21 protein-coding genes and 1 riboswitch are annotated in these 21,646 nt (G+C 54.6%); of the genes, 9 read left to right on the top strand and 12 right to left on the bottom strand.

Translation table 11 applies throughout. The annotated features are described in order from the left end of the window. Window positions 1–3: 3 nt before the first annotated feature. The 7 genes from ftsL to leuO all read right to left on the bottom strand — a co-directional run bounded on the left by ftsL (window position 4) and on the right by leuO (window position 7,082). Window positions 4–369: a cell division protein FtsL gene (gene ftsL / locus IPZ49_RS09960; RefSeq protein ID WP_003856363.1), complete on the bottom strand. Its 366-nt coding sequence runs from the start codon at window positions 367–369 to the stop codon at window positions 4–6. Further along, on the bottom strand, window positions 366–1,307 hold the full coding sequence (gene rsmH / locus IPZ49_RS09955) for a 16S rRNA (cytosine(1402)-N(4))-methyltransferase RsmH (RefSeq protein WP_003856366.1): 942 nt from the start codon (window positions 1,305–1,307) through the stop codon (window positions 366–368). The genes ftsL and rsmH overlap by 4 nt, the downstream gene beginning before the upstream one ends. Window positions 1,308–1,309: 2 nt before the next feature. Further along, window positions 1,310–1,768: a division/cell wall cluster transcriptional repressor MraZ gene (gene mraZ / locus IPZ49_RS09950; protein ID WP_014830641.1), complete on the bottom strand. Its 459-nt coding sequence runs from the start codon at window positions 1,766–1,768 to the stop codon at window positions 1,310–1,312. Window positions 1,769–2,359: 591 nt separating this feature from the next. Continuing rightward, window positions 2,360–3,364, bottom strand: coding sequence for a catabolite repressor/activator (gene cra, locus IPZ49_RS09945; RefSeq protein WP_063146419.1), 1,005 nt, complete (start codon window positions 3,362–3,364; stop codon window positions 2,360–2,362). Between the two features lie 176 nt (window positions 3,365–3,540). After that, on the bottom strand, window positions 3,541–4,035 hold the full coding sequence (ilvN, locus tag IPZ49_RS09940; protein WP_023305437.1) for an acetolactate synthase small subunit: 495 nt from the start codon (window positions 4,033–4,035) through the stop codon (window positions 3,541–3,543). A gap of 1 nt (window position 4,036) precedes the next feature. After that, on the bottom strand, window positions 4,037–5,761 hold the full coding sequence (ilvI, locus tag IPZ49_RS09935) for an acetolactate synthase 3 large subunit (RefSeq protein ID WP_063146418.1): 1,725 nt from the start codon (window positions 5,759–5,761) through the stop codon (window positions 4,037–4,039). A gap of 376 nt (window positions 5,762–6,137) precedes the next feature. After that, entirely contained in the window at window positions 6,138–7,082 is a 945-nt protein-coding gene (gene leuO / locus IPZ49_RS09930) for a transcriptional regulator LeuO (protein ID WP_022647036.1), read from the bottom strand. A gap of 627 nt (window positions 7,083–7,709) precedes the next feature. Here leuO and leuL point away from each other — a divergent pair. The 5 genes from leuL to leuD all read left to right on the top strand — a co-directional run bounded on the left by leuL (window position 7,710) and on the right by leuD (window position 12,569). Beyond that, a complete protein-coding gene (gene leuL, locus IPZ49_RS23445) occupies window positions 7,710–7,796 on the top strand; it encodes a leu operon leader peptide (protein ID WP_057979999.1) in 87 nt (28 codons plus the stop codon). Between the two features lie 91 nt (window positions 7,797–7,887). Further along, entirely contained in the window at window positions 7,888–9,459 is a 1,572-nt protein-coding gene (gene leuA / locus IPZ49_RS09920; RefSeq protein ID WP_022647035.1) for a 2-isopropylmalate synthase, read from the top strand. Beyond that, complete coding sequence (leuB, locus tag IPZ49_RS09915; RefSeq protein ID WP_022647034.1) at window positions 9,459–10,550, top strand: 3-isopropylmalate dehydrogenase; 1,092 nt, start codon at window positions 9,459–9,461, stop codon at window positions 10,548–10,550. The genes leuA and leuB overlap by 1 nt, the downstream gene beginning before the upstream one ends. A gap of 2 nt (window positions 10,551–10,552) precedes the next feature. Continuing rightward, window positions 10,553–11,953, top strand: a complete 1,401-nt coding sequence (gene leuC / locus IPZ49_RS09910; protein ID WP_063146417.1) for a 3-isopropylmalate dehydratase large subunit — start codon at window positions 10,553–10,555, stop codon at window positions 11,951–11,953. Window positions 11,954–11,963: 10 nt separating this feature from the next. Next, window positions 11,964–12,569 carry a 3-isopropylmalate dehydratase small subunit gene (gene leuD, locus IPZ49_RS09905; RefSeq protein WP_023299315.1) on the top strand — a complete coding sequence of 202 codons (606 nt, stop codon included), beginning with the start codon at window positions 11,964–11,966 and terminating at the stop codon, window positions 12,567–12,569. A 90-nt stretch (window positions 12,570–12,659) separates the two neighbouring features. Here leuD and IPZ49_RS09900 read toward each other — a convergent pair whose 3' ends face one another. From IPZ49_RS09900 to sgrT, 3 genes are all read right to left on the bottom strand, one after another. Next, the gene (locus IPZ49_RS09900) at window positions 12,660–12,812 is read right to left on the bottom strand and encodes a Hok/Gef family protein (RefSeq protein WP_010427008.1); all 153 of its coding nucleotides are present in this window, start codon (window positions 12,810–12,812) and stop codon (window positions 12,660–12,662) included. A 216-nt stretch (window positions 12,813–13,028) separates the two neighbouring features. Continuing rightward, on the bottom strand, window positions 13,029–14,207 hold the full coding sequence (locus IPZ49_RS09895) for a sugar efflux transporter (RefSeq protein WP_063146415.1): 1,179 nt from the start codon (window positions 14,205–14,207) through the stop codon (window positions 13,029–13,031). Between the two features lie 120 nt (window positions 14,208–14,327). Next, window positions 14,328–14,480, bottom strand: a complete 153-nt coding sequence (gene sgrT, locus IPZ49_RS09890; protein ID WP_003856388.1) for a glucose uptake inhibitor SgrT — start codon at window positions 14,478–14,480, stop codon at window positions 14,328–14,330. Between the two features lie 88 nt (window positions 14,481–14,568). Between sgrT and sgrR the strand changes: the two genes are divergently transcribed. From sgrR to thiQ, 4 genes are all read left to right on the top strand, one after another. After that, complete coding sequence (sgrR, locus tag IPZ49_RS09885; RefSeq protein ID WP_022647030.1) at window positions 14,569–16,224, top strand: HTH-type transcriptional regulator SgrR; 1,656 nt, start codon at window positions 14,569–14,571, stop codon at window positions 16,222–16,224. Between the two features lie 36 nt (window positions 16,225–16,260). Beyond that, window positions 16,261–16,361: riboswitch (TPP riboswitch) on the top strand. 31 nt (window positions 16,362–16,392) lie between these two features. Beyond that, window positions 16,393–17,376 (top strand): thiamine ABC transporter substrate binding subunit, encoded by a 984-nt coding sequence (gene thiB / locus IPZ49_RS09880; protein WP_023299313.1) that lies wholly within the window; start codon window positions 16,393–16,395, stop codon window positions 17,374–17,376. Then, entirely contained in the window at window positions 17,352–18,962 is a 1,611-nt protein-coding gene (gene thiP / locus IPZ49_RS09875; RefSeq protein ID WP_063929057.1) for a thiamine/thiamine pyrophosphate ABC transporter permease ThiP, read from the top strand. Before thiB ends, thiP begins: the two co-directional genes overlap by 25 nt. Continuing rightward, on the top strand, window positions 18,946–19,647 hold the full coding sequence (thiQ, locus tag IPZ49_RS09870; protein WP_032625461.1) for a thiamine ABC transporter ATP-binding protein ThiQ: 702 nt from the start codon (window positions 18,946–18,948) through the stop codon (window positions 19,645–19,647). The genes thiP and thiQ overlap by 17 nt, the downstream gene beginning before the upstream one ends. A 43-nt stretch (window positions 19,648–19,690) precedes the next feature. Here thiQ and IPZ49_RS09865 read toward each other — a convergent pair whose 3' ends face one another. Both IPZ49_RS09865 and araC read right to left on the bottom strand, forming a co-directional pair. Continuing rightward, complete coding sequence (locus tag IPZ49_RS09865) at window positions 19,691–20,458, bottom strand: DedA family protein (protein ID WP_017383796.1); 768 nt, start codon at window positions 20,456–20,458, stop codon at window positions 19,691–19,693. A gap of 118 nt (window positions 20,459–20,576) precedes the next feature. Continuing rightward, on the bottom strand, window positions 20,577–21,422 hold the full coding sequence (gene araC / locus IPZ49_RS09860; RefSeq protein WP_022647026.1) for an arabinose operon transcriptional regulator AraC: 846 nt from the start codon (window positions 21,420–21,422) through the stop codon (window positions 20,577–20,579). Window positions 21,423–21,646 lie beyond the last annotated feature (224 nt).

Genomic DNA, 21,646 nt, shown 5'->3' with positions numbered 1-21,646 from the left:
CCCTTATTTTTGTACTACGATATTTTCCTGCGAAGGATCAACATGCTGTAATTGCAGTTTTTCCGTTGCGATCCGTTCAACCCGGCTGTGATCGCCGAGCGCGTTTTCTTCAAGGATCAGATTTCGCCATTCAATATCCAACGCATCGCGTTCCAGTACCATCTGTTCGCGCTGCGCAGTTAACAAACGGGTATGGTGAGCGGTGGTTACCACCATGACTGCCGTCACAATGATGCAAATGAACAAGCAGAGTGGCAGCTTCCCAAACCGCAAAAGATCGTCGCCGATCACGCCAGGCAAGGCATGGCGCTCGTTGCTTCCTAACGATCCCTTAACTTTGCTTAGGGTCTCTGTCACTCTGCTGATCATGCGTTCGTCCTCTCTGCAATACGCAGCACTGAACTACGGGCACGTGGATTCTCTGCCACCTCTTCTTCGCCCGGCATCAACTTGCCTAATGCTCGCAACTGACGGCCTCCCAGCTTTCTGAGTTGTTCTTCCGTCATCGGCAGCCCAGCTGGAACCTGCGGACCGCGGCTCTGTTCACGCATAAAGCGCTTAACGATGCGATCTTCCAGCGAATGGAAGCTGATGATGGATAACCGCCCACCCGGGGCCAGCACGTCGAGCGAGCTTTTTAGCGCCAGCTCTATTTCCTCCAGTTCACTGTTTACCCAGATACGAACCGCCTGGAAGGTACGGGTCGCAGGATGTTTGTGCTTGTCCTTCACTGGCGTTGCCGCCGCGATGACTTCTGCCAGCTCTTTGGTACGGGTCATTGGCTCAACGCGGTTGCGCTCCACGATGGCGCGCGCAATACGTTTGCCAAAGCGTTCTTCGCCGAAGGTTTTGATCACCCAGGCAATATCCGCTTCGTCAGCAGTTTGTAACCACTCGGCGGCAGACTGGCCGCGGGTGGGGTCCATACGCATATCCAGCGGACCGTCGCGCATAAAGGAGAAGCCGCGTTCTGCATCATCAAGCTGTGGTGAAGAGACACCAAGATCGAGGAGGATCCCGTCGATTTTGCCGGTCAGGCCGCGCTCGGCGACATAATCCGCAAGCGCAGAGAAAGGTCCATGCACGATGGAAAAGCGAGGGTCATCGATGGTTTGCGCAACGGCAATCGCCTGCGGATCGCGGTCAATTGCCAGCAGGCGCCCTTCCGCTCCAAGCTGAGAGAGGATCAAACGCGAGTGGCCACCGCGACCAAAAGTGCCATCAATATAGATGCCATCTGGACGAATATTCAGGCCGTTAACGGCCTCATCCAGCAGCACCGTTGTATGTTTATAATTTTCCATCATATTTATAGAGACAAGTCCTGCAGCCGTTCCGATAATGTTGCGGAATCAGACTGCTCAGCGTCGATATCTTCCTTGACCTGTTGATACCAGGTCGTTTCGTCCCACAGTTCAAACTTGTTGAACTGCCCGACCAGCATCACTTCTTTAGTCAGACCGGCATGTTGCCGCAACACAGGCGCAATCAATAATCGCCCGGCGCTATCCATCTGACATTCACTGGCATGTCCCAATAACAACCGCTGTACGCGGCGTTCCTGCGGGTTCATGCTCGACAGTCGCGACAGCTTTTGCTCAATGATTTCCCATTCAGGCAAAGGATAAAGCAGCAGGCAGGGGGAGTTGATGTCAATGGTGCAAACCAGTTGACCCGAAGCGTTCTCAATCAGCTGGTCACGGTATCGGGTTGGTACCGATAAACGCCCTTTGCTGTCGAGATTGACTAACGTTGCTCCACGGAACATGCCAGCCTCACCCCTCCTCACCACTTTAACCCACAAATTCCCACCTGAAGGAGTTTACGGAGCGAGGGAAAAGCTTGTCAAGCCAGGACTCTCTCTGTACGGACCCGAAAGCATCCTATTTACAGAGCAAGAGTGACCTGGCTAATAACTAAACAACTGGCGAGGCAAAATTAACGTTATGAATATTTGTAAGAAAAAAACCGAATATGCACACGAGCGTTAAGACTCACTCAATATCATCGCAGGGAAATATAAAGTGTCAGTTTGCGACGCGGGCAGCATTTTAAGGCATATCGCCGGGGGATAACAGCACCAGTTTAATCCCGAGGCAATATGGATTCGTTCGTGTGCATTGAGGCCTGGAGGGAGAGTGAAAAATGGCTGAATATTCATCGGCTGGCACCTGTTTGTAACAAAACAATACAAAGAAATGTCAGTCAAAAATTTATAATTGTGCTTTTTAACACCAAAATGGATTCAGAAAAATAGCAGGCTATGAATCTTAGAGATAAATCCTAATTTTTATCCGGGAATTATTTATCGCAATAAATTCGCCGCAAAAGGGGCAGTTATACCGCCCCTGTGGAAATATTAATGGCGGCTCAAAATTCCGCGCCGATAGAGATTACGTTTGATACGCGTAAGTCCGGGTTTCGGCTTGCGGGGTTCATCCAGGCTTGCCAGAACAATCTCCAGCACGCGCTCGGCGACGTCGCGGTGACGCTGAGCCACGGCCAGCACTGGACATTGCAGGAAGTCGAGCAGTTCGTTATCACCGAAGGTAGCAATCGCCAGATCGGATGGCAGCTTGCCATCGCGACGTAACGTCACGTCCATCACTCCCTGCAACAGAGCAAACGAGGTGGTAAACAACGCCTGCGGCATCGGGTGCGTTTCCAGCCATTTCTCGAACAGCTGGGCAGCCGCTTCGCGCTCATAACTGTTGGCATAGAGATAATGAACGTCACGCGGATCGTCTTTCCATGCCGTACGGAACCCTTGTTCACGCAGGAAGCTTACCGAAAGTTCAGGCAAAGCGCCAAGATACAGCACCGTTTCAGCCGGGAAGGTACGCAGCTCGGCAGCCAGCATTTCTGCATCGTCCTGATCGGCACCCACGACGCTGGTGAAATGTTCACGATCGAGCGCACGATCCAGCGCCACTATCGGGAACGAATCGTTCGCCCAGCGCTGATAGAACGGATGCTCGGGTGGTAAAGAGGTCGACACGATGATGGCATCAACCTGACGTTGCAGCAGATGCTCAATGCAGCGCATCTCGTTGTCGGGCTGATCCTCGGAGCAGGCAATCAACAGCTGATAGCCCCGCTGACGAGCCTGACGTTCCAGATAGTTGGCGATGCGGGTATAGCTGGTGTTTTCCAGGTCCGGGATCACCAGGCCAATAGAGCGGGTGCGCCCGGCACGTAAACCTGCGGCGACAGCATTCGGATGGTAATTATGCTCACGAACGACTGCCATCACTTTCTCAACGGTCTTATCGCTGACACGATACTGCTTTGCTTTACCGTTAATCACATAGCTGGCCGTGGTTCTCGACACGCCGGCGAGCCGGGCGATTTCATCCAGTTTCACAATTGCCCCTCAAAAAAAGAAAAGAGTCCATGGCCCTGTCAAGGTTATGGTTAAATATTTTAACATCTAAACGCAGAATAGCCTTCACGGCAACCGCTTTTGTCTGCGTTGTCGGCGGATTACGCAAAAAAAAGCCCGGCTTTGGCTACCGGGCTGAAAGAGGCGAACCTATTGCGCTACTCACGCATGATTTTATCGCCGCGCGAGAGGCCAACAACGCCAGAGCGCGCAACTTCAACAATTTTTGCCACATCCCTGACAGAGGCCAGGAAAGCGTCCAGCTTATCGCTCGTTCCGGCAAGCTGGACAGTATATATAGAAGGCGTGACGTCAATAATCTGCCCACGGAAAATATCCGTGTTGCGCTTGACCTCATCACGGCCGTAACCGCTGGCCTGAATTTTCACCAGCATCACTTCACGTTCGACGTAAGCACCCTGCCCCAGCTCGCTGACGCGCAGTACGTCCACCAGCTTGTGCAATTGCTTTTCGATCTGCTCAAGCACTTTCGCATCGCCGACAGTCTGGATCGTCATGCGCGAGAGCGTAGGGTCATCGGTCGGTGCCACGGTCAGGCTTTCAATGTTATAGCCGCGCTGGGCAAAGAGCCCAATAACCCGCGACAGTGCGCCCGACTCATTTTCCAGTAATACAGATAATATCCGGCGCATATCAGGTTCTCTCCGTTTTGCTTAACCACATTTCATCCATACCACCGCCACGAATATGCATCGGATAAACGTGCTCTGTGCCATCGACGATAACGTCCATGAAGACAAGGCGATTGTTTTTAACGTGCTCAAGCGCTTCGCCGAGCTTCGCTTCCAGCTCTGACGGATGGGTTACCCGCATGCCAATATGACCATAGGCTTCAGCCAGACGGACAAAGTCCGGAAGTGATTTCATATAGGACTGGGAGTGACGGCCCGAATAAATCATATCCTGCCACTGTTTTACCATGCCGAGGTAACCGTTATTCAGGTTCAGCACCAGCACTGGCAGTTCATATTGCAGCGCAGTGGAAAGTTCCTGAATATTCATCTGTATACTGCCGTCACCCGTTACGCAAATAACCGTTTCGTTTGGCAACGCCAGCTTTACCCCCAGCGCGGCGGGCAAACCAAAGCCCATCGTGCCGAGCCCGCCTGAGTTGATCCAGCGACGCGGTTTATCAAACGGGTAATACAGCGCAGCAAACATCTGATGCTGGCCCACGTCAGAAGTGACATACGCATCGCCATTGGTCAGACGCCAGATCGTCTCGATCACCGCCTGCGGTTTGATGTTCTCACTTTGCGTGTCGTATTTAAGGCACTGACGGCCACGCCATTGCTCGATTTGTTGCCACCAGTCGCGGATCTCGTCCAGCGGTTGAGAGGCGGTCTCCTGCGCCAGCAGATCCAACATTTGATCCAGCACCTGTCGTGCGTCTCCCACGATCGGCACATCCGCCGGCACCGTTTTAGAGATAGAAGTAGGATCGATATCAATGTGCAGCACCGTCGCATTCGGGCAGTATTTCGCCAGGTTGTTCGTGGTGCGATCGTCAAAACGCACGCCGACGGCAAAAATCACGTCAGAATTGTGCATCGTCATATTGGCTTCGTAGGTGCCGTGCATACCCAGCATGCCCAGCGCCTGCCGATGCGTGGCAGGGAATGCCCCCAGCCCCATCAGTGATGACGCGACAGGAAGATTGAGCCTCTCGATCAGTTCGCGTAGTTGCGTTTCGCAGGCTGCATTGACGGCGCCGCCCCCCACATAGACCACCGGTTTTTTCGCAGACAGCAGCGTTTGAAGCGCACGTTTAATCTGTCCTTTGTGCCCTTGCGTGGTCGGATTATACGAACGCATGCTCACCGACTCAGGCCAAAGGTAAGGCAGTTTATTCGCCGGATTGAGAATATCTTTTGGCAGATCGACAACCACTGGCCCAGGACGACCGCTGGCGGCCAGCCAGAAGGCTTTTTTCAGTACGCCCGGGATATCTTCAGTTTGTTTAACCAGAAAGCTGTGCTTCACCACGGGGCGTGAGATCCCCACCATGTCGCACTCCTGAAACGCATCATAGCCAATCAGCGACGTCGCCACCTGTCCGGAAAGAATGACCAGTGGAATAGAGTCCATATACGCAGTCGCTATGCCGGTAATGGCATTGGTCGCCCCCGGCCCGGAAGTGACCAGCACAACACCCACTTCGCCCGTGGCGCGGGCCAGGCCGTCAGCCATATGCACAGCAGCCTGTTCATGACGAACCAGAACATGATCAATACCGCCTACCGTGTGCAGCGCGTCATAAATATCGAGAACCGCGCCTCCGGGATAGCCGAACACTTGTTTCACGCCCTGATCGATAAGCGATCGGACGACCATTTCCGCGCCAGACAACATCTCCATGCTTTGCCTCCAGGCTTTTGTTATAGACGGTCTACAGAATTCATTTCCGCGCCGTCTTCTGACAGGGTAAACCCATCTTATAATGTGCAGAGTGATGGATACCTTAACCGCTCGTTATGAGGCAGGCAATTAGCAAACGGGATGCGGGAATGAGCAATAAAAGCAGAAAAAACAGCTGACAGACATGAATATGGTGAATTCGTCTGGTATGAGTGGAGACAATAATAATTCATCTCTTAAAAAGAGGATGGATCAGGAAATCATCTATTTTTGAGCATGCATAAGTAACTAAAAAAATGAACACAGAACATAATATCGCCAGTTTTAAAAACGGCAGAATAAACCGCATGACGCCATGCGGTTTATTCACCAGAACCTAGCGACGGCAAATATTGATCAGCAGCTCTTCCATCCACTGATGCCCTTTATCCCGACCCGCAGCCTCATGCCAGGAAAGATAACAGGTACGGCTATTAAGCTTGAGCGGCAGAGGTAAAATTTGCAGATTCAGTGAATCGGAGAACTCTTCAGCAAGCCAGCGCGGCGCAATAGCGACTAACTGCGTCTGAGAAACGACATTTAATACACTGACCATGGCCATTCCCTGATAAGCCACGCTGGCTTGTTTATCGGCGGTGTCATACCACGGCTGACTGAATGAGGCATATCTGTCAAGAGCAACAACGGCGTGTTGCTCACTGTAAACATCGCTTTCACGCAGCGGCGAATTCATACGGGGATGTTTTTTACTGGCGACTAACACCATTTCGTCTTTGAACAACGGAACACAGGCAAACTCTGGACGGCGGAACTCTTCGTATCCCAGAACAAACTCTGTTTCCTGATAACGAAGCTGGTGTTCAGTGTTTTGATTTAATGATGATTTAAAAACGAGATGAATATTTGGGGCGATCTGTTCAACTTTATTATATATAACAGACGTCAAATAATTATCTAACGGACTGCACACACAGAGATGGAAAACCCGCTCACTGCTTAAGGGTTCAAAGCCCGAACCGGGAAGTTCATTTTGAACTAGCTGTAGCGCCTGACGAATCGAACCGAATAGCTGGAATGCACGCGCTGTGGGCTGAATTCCCCTCCCATAACGAACGAATAACTCGTCGTTAAACATCACCTTAAGTCTGGCTACGGCATTACTCACGGCAGGCTGAGACATTCCCAGAGATTGCGCTGCTCGCGTAATATTCTGCTCCTGCATCACTGCATCGAATACAGTTAACAAGTTAAGATCCACTGTGCGTAACTGAGGCTTAACCCCATCATAAGTCTGTGGTTGGTTAATATTATTTTCTGGCATTTCTGACTCCACCGTCACGCTAAATTCCCTTTGCCCAGGTACAGTAATAACTTCGAAAAATATGATTTACCATGCATATACAACAAGCGAAAGGAAATTATTTAAAATTCGGAATATATAAAGAGCCCCATTCACCGAGCGGCTTTACGCACCCCATAAATGAAGAGTTAAAAATCGTTCAAAAGATATCTCAAACTTTATTGTGAGCATGAAACCATAAACCAGACAAATACACAATCAACGCTCTCATTAATAATGACTTAAGCGTTATTAAACTATTAATAGTATACAACGCATATTCATTAACAAATTGATATCAATTTTGATAACTTACTTACCCGTAAATCATTCATGAAGTCTATAAATCAATGATATGAAACACATTCCATTTCATAGCATGTTGGTGAAAATAGTATGTTCAATTGCTACCAATTATATTCAAATTATTCCAGAGATGAATCCCCAGTCCAATAATAGACAATAAAATCGGTTAGCCACGCAAAAACCAGCACAATTAGCTAATGTATTCTCCCTGCGTTGGGTCCCCGTTTTGTCGGGGAGGGGTTGACATGAGTCGGCGTATCCAGTACCACTAAAAGCATATCGCATTCACCTGGAGCAGGATTCATGATTCGCACCCTTCGTTTCACCGGTCTACTACTACTAAACGCATCCACTGTGCGCGGTAGACTGGCGGGCGAAATTCAGCGTTGAATCGTCTTCAGTAAAACTAAAAACCCGCGCCACTGCGCGGGTTTTTTTATGCTCGTAGCAAGGCGCCCTAAGACTGACAAGGACCTAACCCATGAGCCAGCAAGTCGTTATTTTCGATACTACTTTACGTGACGGTGAACAGGCATTACAGGCGAGCCTGAGTGTTAAAGAAAAACTGCAAATTGCGCTGGCCCTGGAACGCATGGGTGTAGACGTAATGGAGGTCGGTTTTCCTGTCTCCTCGCCGGGTGATTTTGAGTCAGTGCAGACTATCGCCCGCACCATCAAAAACAGCCGCGTGTGCGCTCTGGCTCGCTGCGTTGAGAAAGATATCGATGTGGCCGCGGAATCCCTGAAAGTTGCAGAAGCTTTCCGTATCCATACTTTTATAGCCACCTCCCCCATGCACATTGCAACCAAGTTGCGCAGCACGCTGGATGAAGTGATCGAACGTGCGGTGTATATGGTTAAACGGGCGCGTAACTACACTGACGACGTGGAATTTTCCTGTGAAGATGCAGGCCGCACGCCGATTGACGATTTGGCCCGTGTAGTGGAAGCCGCTATTAATGCCGGAGCCAGAACCATCAACATCCCGGATACCGTCGGCTACACCATGCCGTTTGAGTTTGCCAACATCATTACTGGTCTGTATGACCGCGTACCAAATATTGATAAAGCCATTATCTCTGTACACACCCACGATGACCTGGGTCTGGCCGTTGGCAATGCTATCGCGGCGGTGCACGCCGGCGCGCGTCAGGTAGAAGGCGCGATGAACGGCATCGGCGAACGCGCAGGCAACTGTTCACTGGAAGAAGTGATCATGGCGATCAAAGTGCGCAAAGACATCATGGACGTGCACACACGCATCAATCACAACGAAATCTGGCGCACCAGCCAGACCGTCAGCCAGATTTGCAACATGCCGATCCCGGCCAACAAAGCGATTGTCGGTACGGGCGCGTTCGCTCACTCTTCCGGTATTCACCAGGATGGCGTGCTGAAGAACCGTGAAAACTACGAAATCATGACTCCGGAATCCATCGGTCTGAACCAGGTTCAGTTGAACCTGACCTCACGCTCTGGTCGCGCGGCAGTGAAGCACCGTATGGAAGAGATGGGCTACAAGGACAGCGATTACAACATGGATCAGCTGTACGACGCCTTCCTGAAGCTGGCGGACAAGAAGGGCCAGGTGTTCGATTACGATCTGGAAGCGCTGGCATTCATCAACAAACAGCAGGAAGAGCCAGAGCACTTCCGTCTGGACTACTTCAACGTCCAGTCCGGCTCAAGCGACATCGCCACCGCCTCCGTTAAGCTGGCCTGCGGGGATGAAATTAAAGCGGAAGCCGCCAACGGCAACGGCCCTGTGGATGCCATTTACCAGGCGATTAACCGCGTCACTGAGTACGACGTAGAGCTGGTGAAATACGACCTGACGGCTAAAGGGCACGGTAAAGACGCCCTGGGTCAGGTGGATATCGTCGTCAATTATAACGGTCGCCGCTTCCACGGTGTGGGTCTGGCGACAGATATCGTCGAATCCTCCGCGAAAGCGATGGTGCATGTCCTGAACAACATCTGGCGCGCCGCCGAAGTCGAAAAAGAGTTGCAACGCAAAGCTCAGAATAAAGAGAACAACAAGGAAACCGTGTGATGTCGAAGAATTACCATATTGCTGTGTTGCCGGGTGACGGTATTGGCCCGGAAGTGATGGCACAGGCGCTGAAAGTACTGGAAGCCGTTCGTTCGCGTTTTGCGATGAAAATTACCACCAGCCACTACGATGTGGGCGGTATTGCAATTGATAACCACGGTACGCCATTGCCGAAAGCCACTGTGGAAGGCTGTGAAAATGCCGATGCCGTGCTGTTTGGCTCCGTGGGCGGCCCTAAGTGGGAACATTTGCCGCCAGCAGAGCAGCCGGAGCGCGGTGCGCTGCTGCCGCTGCGTAAACATTTCAAACTGTTCAGCAACCTGCGTCCGGCGAAGCTGTACCCGGGGCTGGAAGAGTTTTGCCCGCTGCGCGCGGATATCGCGGCCAACGGTTTCGACATTCTCTGCGTGCGTGAGCTGACCGGCGGCATCTACTTCGGTCAGCCAAAAGGTCGCGAAGGCAGCGGTCAGCATGAGAAAGCGTTTGATACCGAGGTCTATCACCGTTTTGAAATTGAACGTATCGCCCATATCGCGTTTGAGTCAGCGCGCAAACGCCGCCGTAAAGTGACCTCTATTGATAAAGCGAACGTGCTCCAGTCTTCCATTTTGTGGCGCGAAATCGTCAGTGAAGTCGCTAAGCAGTACCCGGACGTTGCGCTGTCGCATATGTATATCGACAACGCAACGATGCAGCTGATCAAAGATCCGTCTCAGTTTGACGTGCTGCTGTGCTCCAACCTGTTCGGCGATATTCTCTCGGATGAATGCGCCATGATCACCGGCTCCATGGGCATGCTGCCCTCCGCCAGCCTGAACGAAGAAGGCTTTGGCCTGTACGAACCGGCGGGGGGCTCCGCGCCGGATATCGCAGGCAAAAACATCGCCAACCCGATTGCGCAGATCCTCTCCCTGGCTCTGCTGCTGCGCTACAGCCTGGATGCAGGCGATGCAGCAACCGCAATTGAAAACGCCATTAACCGGGCGTTAGAAGAAGGCGTCCGTACCGGTGATTTAGCACGCGGCACGGCGGCAGTCAGTACCGATGAAATGGGCGACATCATTGCCCGCTATGTCGCTGAAGGGGTGTAATCATGGCTAAGACGTTATATGAGAAGTTGTTTGATGCGCACGTTGTTTACGAGACGCCAGACGAAACCCCACTGTTGTACATCGACCGTCATCTGGTACACGAAGTGACGTCTCCTCAGGCATTTGACGGCCTGCGTGCGCACAAGCGCCCGGTGCGTCAGCCGGGTAAAACCTTTGCCACGATGGATCACAACGTTTCCACCCAGACCAAAGACATTAATGCATCTGGCGAGATGGCGCGTATCCAGATGCAGGAGCTGATTAAGAACTGTAACGAGTTTGGCGTGGAGCTGTACGATCTGAACCACCCCTATCAGGGCATCGTCCACGTAATGGGGCCTGAACAGGGTATTACTCTGCCGGGCATGACCATTGTCTGCGGCGACTCCCACACCGCGACGCACGGCGCATTTGGCGCCCTGGCGTTCGGGATTGGCACCTCTGAAGTGGAACACGTTCTGGCGACGCAGACCCTGAAGCAGGGCCGCGCCAAAACCATGAAGATTGAAGTGAAGGGGAAAGCCGCGCCGGGTATCACCGCGAAAGATATCGTGCTGGCGATTATCGGCAACACCGGCAGTGCAGGCGGTACCGGTCACGTCGTTGAGTTCTGCGGCGACGCTATTCAGGCGCTGAGCATGGAAGGTCGTATGACCCTGTGCAACATGGCCATTGAGATGGGTGCCAAAGCAGGCCTGGTGGCCCCAGACGACACCACCTTCAACTATGTGAAGGGGCGTCTTCATGCGCCGAAAGGACAGGATTTTGACGACGCGGTAGCGTACTGGAAAACCCTGAAAACGGACGAGGGGGCAATTTTTGATACCGTTGTGACGTTGCAGGCGGAAGAGATCGCCCCGCAAGTCACCTGGGGCACCAACCCGGGCCAGGTCATTTCCGTCAACGACAGCATTCCTGACCCGGCTTCCTTCGCCGATCCGGTCGAGCGCGCGAGTGCGGAAAAGGCGCTGGCTTACATGGGGTTGAAACCCGGCGTACCGCTGACCGACGTGAGCATTGATAAAGTGTTCATCGGCTCCTGCACTAACTCCCGTATCGAAGATTTACGCGCTGCGGCAGAAATTGCAAAAGGCCGCAAAGTGGCACCGGGCGTGCAGGCGCTGGTTGTGCCGGGCTCCGGTCCGGTGAAAGCCCAGGCGGAAGCGGAAGGTCTGGATAAGATCTTTATCGAAGCAGGCTTCGAGTGGCGCCTGCCCGGCTGCTCCATGTGTCTGGCGATGAACAACGACCGCCTGAATCCGGGCGAGCGCTGTGCCTCCACCAGCAACCGTAACTTTGAAGGCCGTCAGGGCCGCGGTGGGCGCACCCACCTGGTCAGCCCGGCAATGGCCGCCGCTGCGGCAGTCACCGGTCATTTCGCCGATATTCGCAGCCTGAAATAAGGAGACATTCATGGCAGAGAAATTTACCCAACATACGGGCCGTGTTGTCCCGCTGGACGCCGCTAACGTCGATACTGACGCGATCATTCCTAAACAGTTTTTGCAGAAAGTGACGCGCACGGGTTTTGGGGCGCATCTGTTCAACGACTGGCGCTTCCTCGACGATAAAGGCGAAGTGCCGAACCCGGAATTCGTCCTGAACTTTCAGGAATACAAAGGCGCCTCCATTTTGCTGGCGCGGGAAAACTTTGGCTGCGGATCGTCGCGTGAACACGCGCCATGGGCATTGACCGACTACGGTTTTAAAGTGGTTATCGCCCCAAGCTTCGCGGATATCTTCTACGGCAACAGCTTCAACAACCAGCTGCTGCCGGTGACGCTGAGTGACGAACAGGTCGATGAACTGTTTGCGCTGGTGCAGGCAAATCCGGGGATGTCGTTTGAAGTGGATCTGGAAGCAGAAGTGGTGAAAGCCGGTGACAAGACCTACAGCTTTAGCATTGATGCGTTCCGTCGCCACTGCATGCTGAACGGTCTGGATAGCATTGGCCTGACGCTGCAGCACGAAGAGGCTATCTCCACCTACGAGAAAAAACAGCCTGCGTTTATGGGCTAAAGGCAATGGCCCGCAGGGTGCGGGCCATTGATAAGGGTGCGTTGAGGCGTAACCACTCTGGAGAGGCGGGGAAAAACCCCGCCAATACCGCTAACGTTTTGCTTCGTAAGCCAACACTGCCGCCAGCTCTGTTTTCTCCTGTCTGAAGTGCAGCTCACACAGCGAGTCGCGCACCATCCAGGTGAAGATCAACAACGTCGTACAGATCAGAAACAAACCTAACAGCAGAGTACGTTTTGGCATTCCAGCCTCCTTATTGCTTTTCGGCAATGAAGAGACTAACCTCGCAATGTTGGTTGTGAAGTTGGTCTCCCCATCAGTTTTTTGATGTGGGACTCTCCACTGTTTGCCTCTTGCGAAAGCCTGAGGCAAACAGCCTCAAGCACCCGTCACGCACTCTATGCGCCTTCTCTGCTCCTGTCAGAAAATCGTTTCATTTCGTGAAGCCGCCTTCCAGAATCAAACGTCTTTAACCCGGCACGTTAATACAAGCGTGATGACCGAAATCGCTGCGATCACCCAGTACACGGATGCATGTCCATAGCTTTGCGACAGCGCCCCCTGAATCACCCCTGCCAGAATCACGCCGGTAGAGATACTGTTTGTAAACAGCGTGGTCGCGGAGCCTGCTCGCCCCGGCATTAAATCCTGGAACCAGAGCATGCCGATCCCGGCAACGATTCCGATAAATACCGCGTTAAATAGCTGTAACGCCAGCAAAGCTTCCCGCGAATGGAAAAGGATTAACCCCGCGTAGAACACCACCCCAGCCGCCACGGCGACGACCATCATCCGACGCTTTCCGAAACGTTTTACGTAGTAACCCGCCAGAATCATCGCCGGGATCTCCAGCCCGGCAGCGGTGCCCATCAGGATCCCCGCGAGCTTGTCGGGCAGTCCCAGATCGCTGCTGATCCACAGCGGCATATCGATAATGTACATGGTGTTGCAGGTCCACATCAGCGTGGAGGCGATAAACAACATGCGGACGTTTTTATTCTGCCAGCCGCTTACCTGGGTGATGGGCTTGTCCGTCACCTGCTCTACGCGCACCACCGATGGCAGCACAAAGGCTATCAGCGCCAGGCTGATGGCAAAAATTCCCGCGGCGATGGTGAACATGACGGTGAAACCGTAGTTCAGCGCCAGCATGAACGCCAGCGGGGGGCCGATGACCCATGCGAGAGAGAGCTGCGCACGCATCACCGAGCTGAACATCACCACTTCCCGCGCCGAGTTGTCGGCGTACTCCCGGGCCAGAGCGAAGAGCTGCGGCATGGCGGTGTTCGCCAGAGAGGCCAACAGCACGCCACAGGTGATAAGCGTCAGGTAGTGACGATTAAAGGCAAACAGCAACGCGTTGCCCACGGCCATGGCGCAACAAAAGAGGATCAGCTTGCGGCGATCGCCCTGGCTGTCGGATCGTTTCGCCAGCCACAGGCTGACGAGGATCCCGGCAATGGCGTTGACGGTGTAGAACAGGCCTACCCAAAATGGCTGCGCCCCAACCTCACGGCTGAGAAACAGGCTCAGCGTCGGCGCCTGTAGCGCACCGGCCACGCCCATCATGAAGGCCACCAGCATAAAAGCGGCGTACACGCCGTTCAGGCGTCGCCCCATCGTCATCAACCAGAGCATGCGCAAGTCCTTATGAAAGCGAATCGAAATTGGGTGAAATAGTAAACGAAAAAAGCCAGCAAAAACATTTTGCTGGCGGGTGATTAGCACCAATACTCAGTCACACATGATCGAGGCGAGTTAGCGAGAAGAGGTCGGTTTCGTAACGTCCCACTGCATCAGATCTTCCAGTATTCTCAGCCGCTGCTCTGCGCACTGGCGGGCCAGCCAGGACACTCCCTTTGTCGCTGAAAAATAGTGCTGATAAAACTGACGTGCGGTAGACCTCTTCATAATTTACCTCCTCGCTTCATCGATAAGGATTATTGGCTTAATATAGGGATTAATAAATTGCTGATTTTTTGTCAGGAGTTCCTCTTTTATGCCTTCTGGTCGTCTGCAACAACAATTTATCCGCCTCTGGCAGTGCTGCGAGGGGCAATCGCAGGAGACCACGCTGAACGAGCTGGCTGAGCTCCTCAACTGCTCCCGGCGTCATATGCGTACCCTCCTTAACACCATGCAGCAGCAGGGCTGGCTAAACTGGGAGGCCGAAGCCGGACGCGGTAAGCGCTCGCGCCTGACTTTCCTCTATACCGGCCTGGCGTTGCAGCAACAGCGGGCGGAGGATCTGCTGGAGCAAGACCGCATCGATCAGCTGGTCCAGCTGGTGGGCGACAAAGCCGCCGTGCGCCAGATGCTGGTCTCGCATCTGGGACGCAGCTTTCGTCAGGGACGCCACATTCTGCGAGTGCTTTACTATCGCCCAATGAAAAATCTGTTGCCCGGTACGGCGTTACGTCGCTCTGAAACCCACATGGCCCGGCAGATTTTTAGCGGTCTGACGCGGATAAATGAGGAAAACGGGGAACTGGAAGCGGATATTGCCCATCACTGGCAACAGGTGTCTCCGTTGCACTGGCGCTTCTTTTTACGCCCCGGCATACATTTCCACCATGGACGCGAGCTGGAGATGCGCGACGTTATCGATTCCTTAGAGCGCGCCCGCACGCTGCCGCTCTATTCGCATATCGCGCGGATCCACTCCCCCACGGCCTGGACGCTGGATATTGAGCTATCGCAGCCGGACAAATGGCTTCCGTGGCTTCTGGGCTACGTACCCTCGATGATCCTGCCTGCCGAGTGGCGATCCCTGAACAATTTTTCCAGCCAGCCGATTGGTACGGGCCCCTACTCCGTTTCACGGAACAACAGTAATCAGCTGAAGATCCGCGCCTTTGATGATTACTTTGGCTATAGGGCGCTGATCGACGAAGTCAACGTCTGGGTACTACCGGATCTCAACGAAGAGCTGAGCGCAGGCCTGACGCTGGAAGGGCCAACAGCCGGTGAAAAGGCGTTCGAAAGCCGCCTGGAGGAGGGCTGCTACTACCTGCTCTTCGATAGCCGCAGCCATCGCGGGGCGAATCACGACGTACGCAGGTGGATCAGCCATGTTCTGGCGCCCGCTAACCTGATTTATCACGCAGAGGAGCAATACCAGACCTGGTGGTTCCCGGCCTATGGCCTGCTTCCGCGCTGGCACCATGCGCAGCCAGTACGCAGTGAAAAACCTGCCGGACTGGAGACCATCACCCTCAGCTACTATCGCGATCACATTGAACACCGGTTTATCGCAAGGATCATGAGTAAGCTGCTGGCAGCCGAGGGCGTGACGCTGGCGATACAGGAAGTGGACTATGATGAATGGCACCGTGGAGATGTTATCAGCGATATCTGGCTCAACAGTGCGAACTTCACGCTGCCGCTTGATTTTTCGCTCTTCTCTCACCTGTATGAAGTGCCCCTGATTCAGCACTGTATCAATCGGGACTGGCAGCGAGACGCCGCACGTTGGCGGGCAGGAGAAATGGATCTGGCCGCCTGGTGTCAGGAGCTGCTGGCCGGGCAGACGATCGTACCGTTGATTCACCACTGGCTGCTGATCCAGGGTCAGCGCAGCATGCGCGGCCTGCGAATGAATACCCTGGGCTGGTTTGATTTTAAATCCGCGTGGTTTGCGCCGCCGGAGCCATAACGCTTTCGTAATATTCACCAAATCATTACAATAGCGCCGTTCTCAACGGGGTGCTGCATCACTGATGTGCGCTGAGATAATACCCGTCGAACCTGATCCGGATAACGCCGGCGAAGGGATTTGAGGCTGTCTCTCAAAATCCTTTGCCACTCAACCCTGAGGTGCAAAGTGTTAAAAAACGTTCTTCCTCTGCTGGCGCTGTTTGCGCTGCCTGTTTTTGCTAAGCCTGTCCTGACGGTCTACACCTACGACTCCTTCTCCGCCGACTGGGGCCCCGGCCCGGCGGTGAAAAAAGCCTTTGAAGCCGACTGCAACTGCGAGCTGAAATTCGTGGCACTGGAAGATGGTGTCTCTCTGCTTAACCGGCTGCGTATGGAAGGCAAAAACAGCAAAGCCGACGTGGTGCTCGGGCTGGATAACAACCTGCTGCAAGCCGCCACTCAAACCAGACTGTTCGCCAAAAGCGGCGTGGCGGCAGATGCCGTCAACGTGCCGGGCGGCTGGAAAAACGACACCTTCGTACCCTTTGATTACGGTTACTTTGCGTTTGTCTACGATAAAAACAAGCTGAAGAATCCGCCCAAAAGCCTGAAAGAGCTGGTCGAAAGCGATCAGAAGTGGCGCGTGATTTATGAAGATCCGCGCACCAGCACGCCGGGTCTGGGGCTGCTGTTGTGGATGCAGAAAGTCTATGGCAACAAAACGCCTGAGGCGTGGCAGAAACTGGCTGCGAAAACCGTTACCGTCACCAAAGGCTGGAGCGAAGCCTACGGCCTGTTCCTGAAAGGCGAAAGCGACCTTGTGCTGAGCTACACGACTTCTCCGGCCTACCACATTATCGCCGAGAAGAAAGACAACTACGCCGCCGCGAACTTTGCTGAAGGACATTATTTGCAGGTGGAAGTGGCCGCCCGCACCGCCGCGAGCAAACAGCCGGAGCTCGCCGAGAAATTCCTGAAGTTTATGGTTTCACCGGCATTCCAGAATGCTATTCCGACAGGAAACTGGATGTACCCGGTCACTGATGTTGCGCTGCCGGCAGGTTTTGAGCAGCTGAACAAACCGCAAACCTCCCTGGAATTTACGCCGCAGCAGGTTGCCACCCAGCGCGCCGCATGGATAAGCGAATGGCAACGCGCCGTCAGCCGCTGATCCCCGGCTGGTTAGTTCCCGGGCTGCTCGCCGCTATACTGATGGTGGTCGTCAGCCTGGGTGCATTCCTTGCGCTGTGGTTTAACGCGCCAGAGAGCGATTTGCTTGCCCTCTGGCACGACAGCTATCTCTGGCACGTCATCCGTTTCTCCTTCTGGCAGGCGTTTCTCTCCGCGCTGCTGTCGACGCTCCCGGCCATTTTCCTCGCCCGCGCCCTCTATCGCAGACGTTTCCCCGGCAGGCTTGCCCTGCTGCGGCTGTGCGCGATGACGCTGATCCTGCCCGTGCTGGTGGCGGTGTTCGGCATTCTGAGCGTCTATGGTCGGCAGGGATGGCTGGCATTCCTTTTCAACCTGCTTGGTCAGGAATGGACCTTCTCGCCATACGGCCTGAAAGGCATTCTGCTGGCGCATATTTTTTTCAATATGCCGATGGCCACGCGCCTCTTTTTACAGGCGCTGGAAAACATTCCCGGTGAGCAGCGTCAGATTGCCGCCCAGCTTGGCATGCGCGGCTGGTCGTTCTTCCGCTTTGTCGAATGGCCGTGGCTGCGACGCCAGATTGCCCCGGTTGCCGCGCTAATCTTTATGCTCTGCTTCGCCAGCTTCGCGACCGTACTTTCTCTCGGCGGCGGGCCGCAGGCCACCACCATTGAGCTGGCGATCTATCAGGCTTTAAGTTACGACTACGATCCGGGCCGCGCCGCGCTGCTGGCGATCGTGCAGATGGTATGCTGTCTGGCACTGGTGTTACTCAGCCAGAGGCTAAGCAAAACGATCCCCGCAGGAAGCAATAACATGACAGGCTGGCGCGATCCGCAGGACAGCCTGTATAGCCGCGTCGCGGATTTTATGCTGATCGCACTGGCACTCCTGCTTTTGCTGCCCCCGCTGCTGGCCGTTATCGTTGATGGACTGAATCGCAATGTGTTGTCGGTACTGCAACAACCTGTCCTGTGGCAAGCGACGTGGACCTCCTTGCGCATTGCGCTGGCAGCCGGGCTACTGTGCGTGATCCTGACCATGATGCTGCTCTGGAGCAGCCGCGAGCTGTACGCGCGTCATGCCCGTAAAGCCGGACACGCGCTGGAACTGACGGGTATGCTGATCCTGGCGATGCCGGGCATTGTGCTGGCGACCGGATTCTTTTTACTGTTCAACAGCACCCTCGGCCTGCCGGAAAGCGCCGACGGCATCGTCATTTTTACCAACGCACTAATGGCCATCCCTTACGCGCTCAAGGTACTGGAAAACCCGATGCGCGACGTCAACAGCCGCTACAGCTTGCTGTGTCAGTCGCTGGGCATGCAGGGCTGGCAGCGCCTGAAGGTGGTAGAATTGCGCGCACTGAAACGCCCGCTCGCCCAGGCGCTGGCGTTTGCCTGCGTACTGTCAATTGGCGATTTTGGCGTAGTGGCGCTCTTCGGCAACGAGGATTTCCGCACGCTGCCGTTCTGGCTTTATCAGCAAATCGGCTCCTATCGTAGCCAGGACGGCGCCGTCACGGCGCTGCTCCTGTTGCTGCTGTGCTTTGCGTTATTTACCGTTATCGAAAAACTTCCGGGGCGTGATGTTAAAACTGACTGATGTAACCTGGCTTTATGAGCACCTGCCAATGCGTTTTACCCTCTCCGTTCGTCAGGGAGAGCGAATCGCAGTGCTTGGCCCCAGCGGGGCCGGAAAAAGTACCCTGCTCAATCTGATTGCCGGTTTTCTGCAACCTGCCAGCGGGTCGATCGTCATTGATAACGGCGAGTTTACCTACGCTCCGCCGGCTAAGCGCCCGGTGTCGATGCTGTTTCAGGAAAACAATCTGTTCAATCATCTTACGGTCTGGCAGAACATCGCGCTGGGTATGGATCCGGGGTTAAAGCTCAGTGCTGCGCAGCGTCAGACGCTGGAGGCGATCGCCGAACAAATGGGCCTGTCTGCGTTTATCAACAGACTTCCGGGGGAGCTTTCCGGCGGCCAGCGCCAGCGCGTGGCGCTGGCACGCTGTCTGGTGCGCAAGCAGCCGCTGCTGCTGCTCGACGAACCCTTTTCGGCGCTCGACCCGGCTCTGCGCCAGGAAATGCTCTCGCTGGTTGAGGAGGTGTGCGAGCGCGAACAACTGACGATGCTGATGGTTTCGCACAGCATTGAAGATGCCGCACGCATCGCGCCGCGATCGGTGGTGATCGCAGAGGGACGTATTTTGTGGGATGGAGAAACAGAAGAACTTCTGAGTGGTAACGCAGGGGCATCTTCATTGTTGGGCATTCGTGCGGTCTGATGCCCTCACCCTGGCCCTCTCCCACGGGGAGAGGGAAAACACCTTAACGGCTCACCACCTTCAACAGGATCTCTCCGTACACCGGCATCAGCGGGTGACGGATTAGCGCCACCAGCGCTACCACCGCCACGCCGAGCGTAAGTGGGGCCAGCCAGAGCAGGCGCGTGCGCGGGAGATAGCGGGTCAGGCGATCGACGCTCGCTTTCGCGCTGCGCCACAGGCGCCAGCAGAGCCAAACCGCCAGCCACAGCAGCACCGCCGTACCCAGCAGAAGCCATTTAAACTCACCGCTTTGCATACCGTCAGGAATATCAATCGCCGCGCCCGCCAGGATACCCGGCAGGAAGTAGAACGGCGGCCAGAAGACGCAGCCGATGATATTCGGCACCACAAACTTCGCGACGGGCAGATCCAGCATCCCGGCCACCATCGGCACCAGTGGACGCGTTGGCCCAACGAAGCGCCCCACGAGGATGGTGAACATGCTGTGCTGGTGCAGCGCGTGCTCGGTTTTATCCAGCAGCGCTTTGTTTTTTTTCATGAACGACCAGCGGTGTAGCGGCTTCTTAAAGCGCCAGCCCAGCCAGAAGGAGATCCAGTCCCCCAGCAAACAGCCGATAATACCGGCCATCCACGCCTGCCAGAAATTGACCTCGCCGCTGCCGATAAGCGCCCCAAGCCCCGCCATCATCACGGTGCCGGGCAGGATCAGCCCGACCAGCGCCAGCGACTCCAGAAACGCCACCAGCGCCACGGCGATGAGCGAATACATAACGGACTGGGTAATAAAATGTTCCAGCAATGCCTGCATAACTATTCCGGTCAGAAAACGAATCAGCGATTCTGCTTAGCGCCCTGCACCGCGTCAAGGCATCAATTGTCTGAATAGTTTACAAGATGCGCCTGAAGTTCACCTGAATGTTTACCGATTATTCACATCCCGCACGGAATTCGCTCGGGCTGGCACCGGTGCACTTCTTAAACACGCGAGAGAAATAGAGCTGATCTTCAAAGCCGACGTTACGCCCGACGGTGGCGATAGGCATTCGGGTGGTGCTGAGCAGCAGTTTCGCCTGGCTGATGCGCTGATCCTCGCGCCAGCTGAGTACGCTCACGCCAAGCTGCTGGCGGAACAGATGCGACAGCCGTGACGGCGACAGGCACACATGCTGGGCGACGCTGGCAATATCAAACTGGCTGTCGGCAAGGTGGTCGCTGATGTACTGGCAGGCGTCGCGGACGCGGTTGTCCAGCGGCGGATTAAGCGACTCGTTGATGGCCTCCATGCGGCGCAGCAGCACCTGTTCAAGCAGATTGATGGCCAGCAGTTCGGCGTAGCGCCCTCCCGCCTGCCCTGCCTCAATAATCTGTGCAAACAGCTCACGGAACTGCGCCAGATGCGCCTCATCCGGGCGATATAAACCGGTATGGGCGAAAATGGCCGGCCACGAGAGCCACTCCTGCCAGTAGGCGCGCGGACGGAAATAGACCCACTGGTGATACCACTCTTTGGCATCCGGGTGGCGCCCGTAGTGGTGGATCTCCCCCGGCGGGAACAGCAGCATATCACCAGGGCGGCAGATAAACTGCCGATCGCCGTTTTTAATCACCCCTTCCCCGCGAACGGTCAGGTTCAGAATATACCCTTTCATTCCGAGCGGTCGATCGACGTAGAAATCAAGGTACCCCTCGGCCTCAATGGGCGTCAGCCCCGCCACCAGATGGGCGTTAAATGAGTATCCCGGCAGCAGGGGATCGTTTTGCGGTTCGGCCATAGATTCAGTTCTCCCAAGGGTCCTGAAGGAAACCAATTGTCCATATCGATAAAAGCAGTATAAAAATGGCCCGCGAAAAGATCCAAAAAGCATCACGCCTCTTTTACGTCCGCCATGTTTCAGCCTTTCCCCCTGATTTCTCCGCCAGCACGGGCGGTTAAGCAGTAACAAAAGTGTCTATAAGTACGGCAGAAATGTCCACATTGAATATTTGCACGGCGTCA

Source organism: Enterobacter cloacae complex sp. S2, from assembly GCF_015159675.1.
GTDB classification, from domain to species: domain Bacteria; phylum Pseudomonadota; class Gammaproteobacteria; order Enterobacterales; family Enterobacteriaceae; genus Enterobacter; species Enterobacter intestinihominis.
The sequence above is the reverse complement of the archived record's forward strand: the minus strand, read 5'-3'. Positions and strand labels throughout refer to the sequence as shown.

Coding starts and splice junctions, on each gene's coding strand:
- mraZ (WP_014830641.1), bottom strand. CDS start 1,768: ATGTTCCGTGGAGCAACGTTAGTCAATCTCGACAGCAAAGGGCGTTTA.
- leuB (WP_022647034.1), top strand. CDS start 9,459: ATGTCGAAGAATTACCATATTGCTGTGTTGCCGGGTGACGGTATTGGC.
- ilvN (WP_023305437.1), bottom strand. CDS start 4,035: ATGCGCCGGATATTATCTGTATTACTGGAAAATGAGTCGGGCGCACTG.
- leuC (WP_063146417.1), top strand. CDS start 10,553: ATGGCTAAGACGTTATATGAGAAGTTGTTTGATGCGCACGTTGTTTAC.
- sgrR (WP_022647030.1), top strand. CDS start 14,569: ATGCCTTCTGGTCGTCTGCAACAACAATTTATCCGCCTCTGGCAGTGC.
- IPZ49_RS09895 (WP_063146415.1), bottom strand. CDS start 14,207: ATGCTCTGGTTGATGACGATGGGGCGACGCCTGAACGGCGTGTACGCC.
- rsmH (WP_003856366.1), bottom strand. CDS start 1,307: ATGATGGAAAATTATAAACATACAACGGTGCTGCTGGATGAGGCCGTT.
- araC (WP_022647026.1), bottom strand. CDS start 21,422: ATGGCCGAACCGCAAAACGATCCCCTGCTGCCGGGATACTCATTTAAC.
- thiP (WP_063929057.1), top strand. CDS start 17,352: ATGGCAACGCGCCGTCAGCCGCTGATCCCCGGCTGGTTAGTTCCCGGG.
- leuD (WP_023299315.1), top strand. CDS start 11,964: ATGGCAGAGAAATTTACCCAACATACGGGCCGTGTTGTCCCGCTGGAC.
- IPZ49_RS09900 (WP_010427008.1), bottom strand. CDS start 12,812: ATGCCAAAACGTACTCTGCTGTTAGGTTTGTTTCTGATCTGTACGACG.
- ftsL (WP_003856363.1), bottom strand. CDS start 369: ATGATCAGCAGAGTGACAGAGACCCTAAGCAAAGTTAAGGGATCGTTA.
- leuO (WP_022647036.1), bottom strand. CDS start 7,082: ATGCCAGAAAATAATATTAACCAACCACAGACTTATGATGGGGTTAAG.
- leuA (WP_022647035.1), top strand. CDS start 7,888: ATGAGCCAGCAAGTCGTTATTTTCGATACTACTTTACGTGACGGTGAA.
- leuL (WP_057979999.1), top strand. CDS start 7,710: ATGATTCGCACCCTTCGTTTCACCGGTCTACTACTACTAAACGCATCC.
- ilvI (WP_063146418.1), bottom strand. CDS start 5,761: ATGGAGATGTTGTCTGGCGCGGAAATGGTCGTCCGATCGCTTATCGAT.
- thiQ (WP_032625461.1), top strand. CDS start 18,946: ATGTTAAAACTGACTGATGTAACCTGGCTTTATGAGCACCTGCCAATG.
- IPZ49_RS09865 (WP_017383796.1), bottom strand. CDS start 20,458: ATGCAGGCATTGCTGGAACATTTTATTACCCAGTCCGTTATGTATTCG.
- sgrT (WP_003856388.1), bottom strand. CDS start 14,480: ATGAAGAGGTCTACCGCACGTCAGTTTTATCAGCACTATTTTTCAGCG.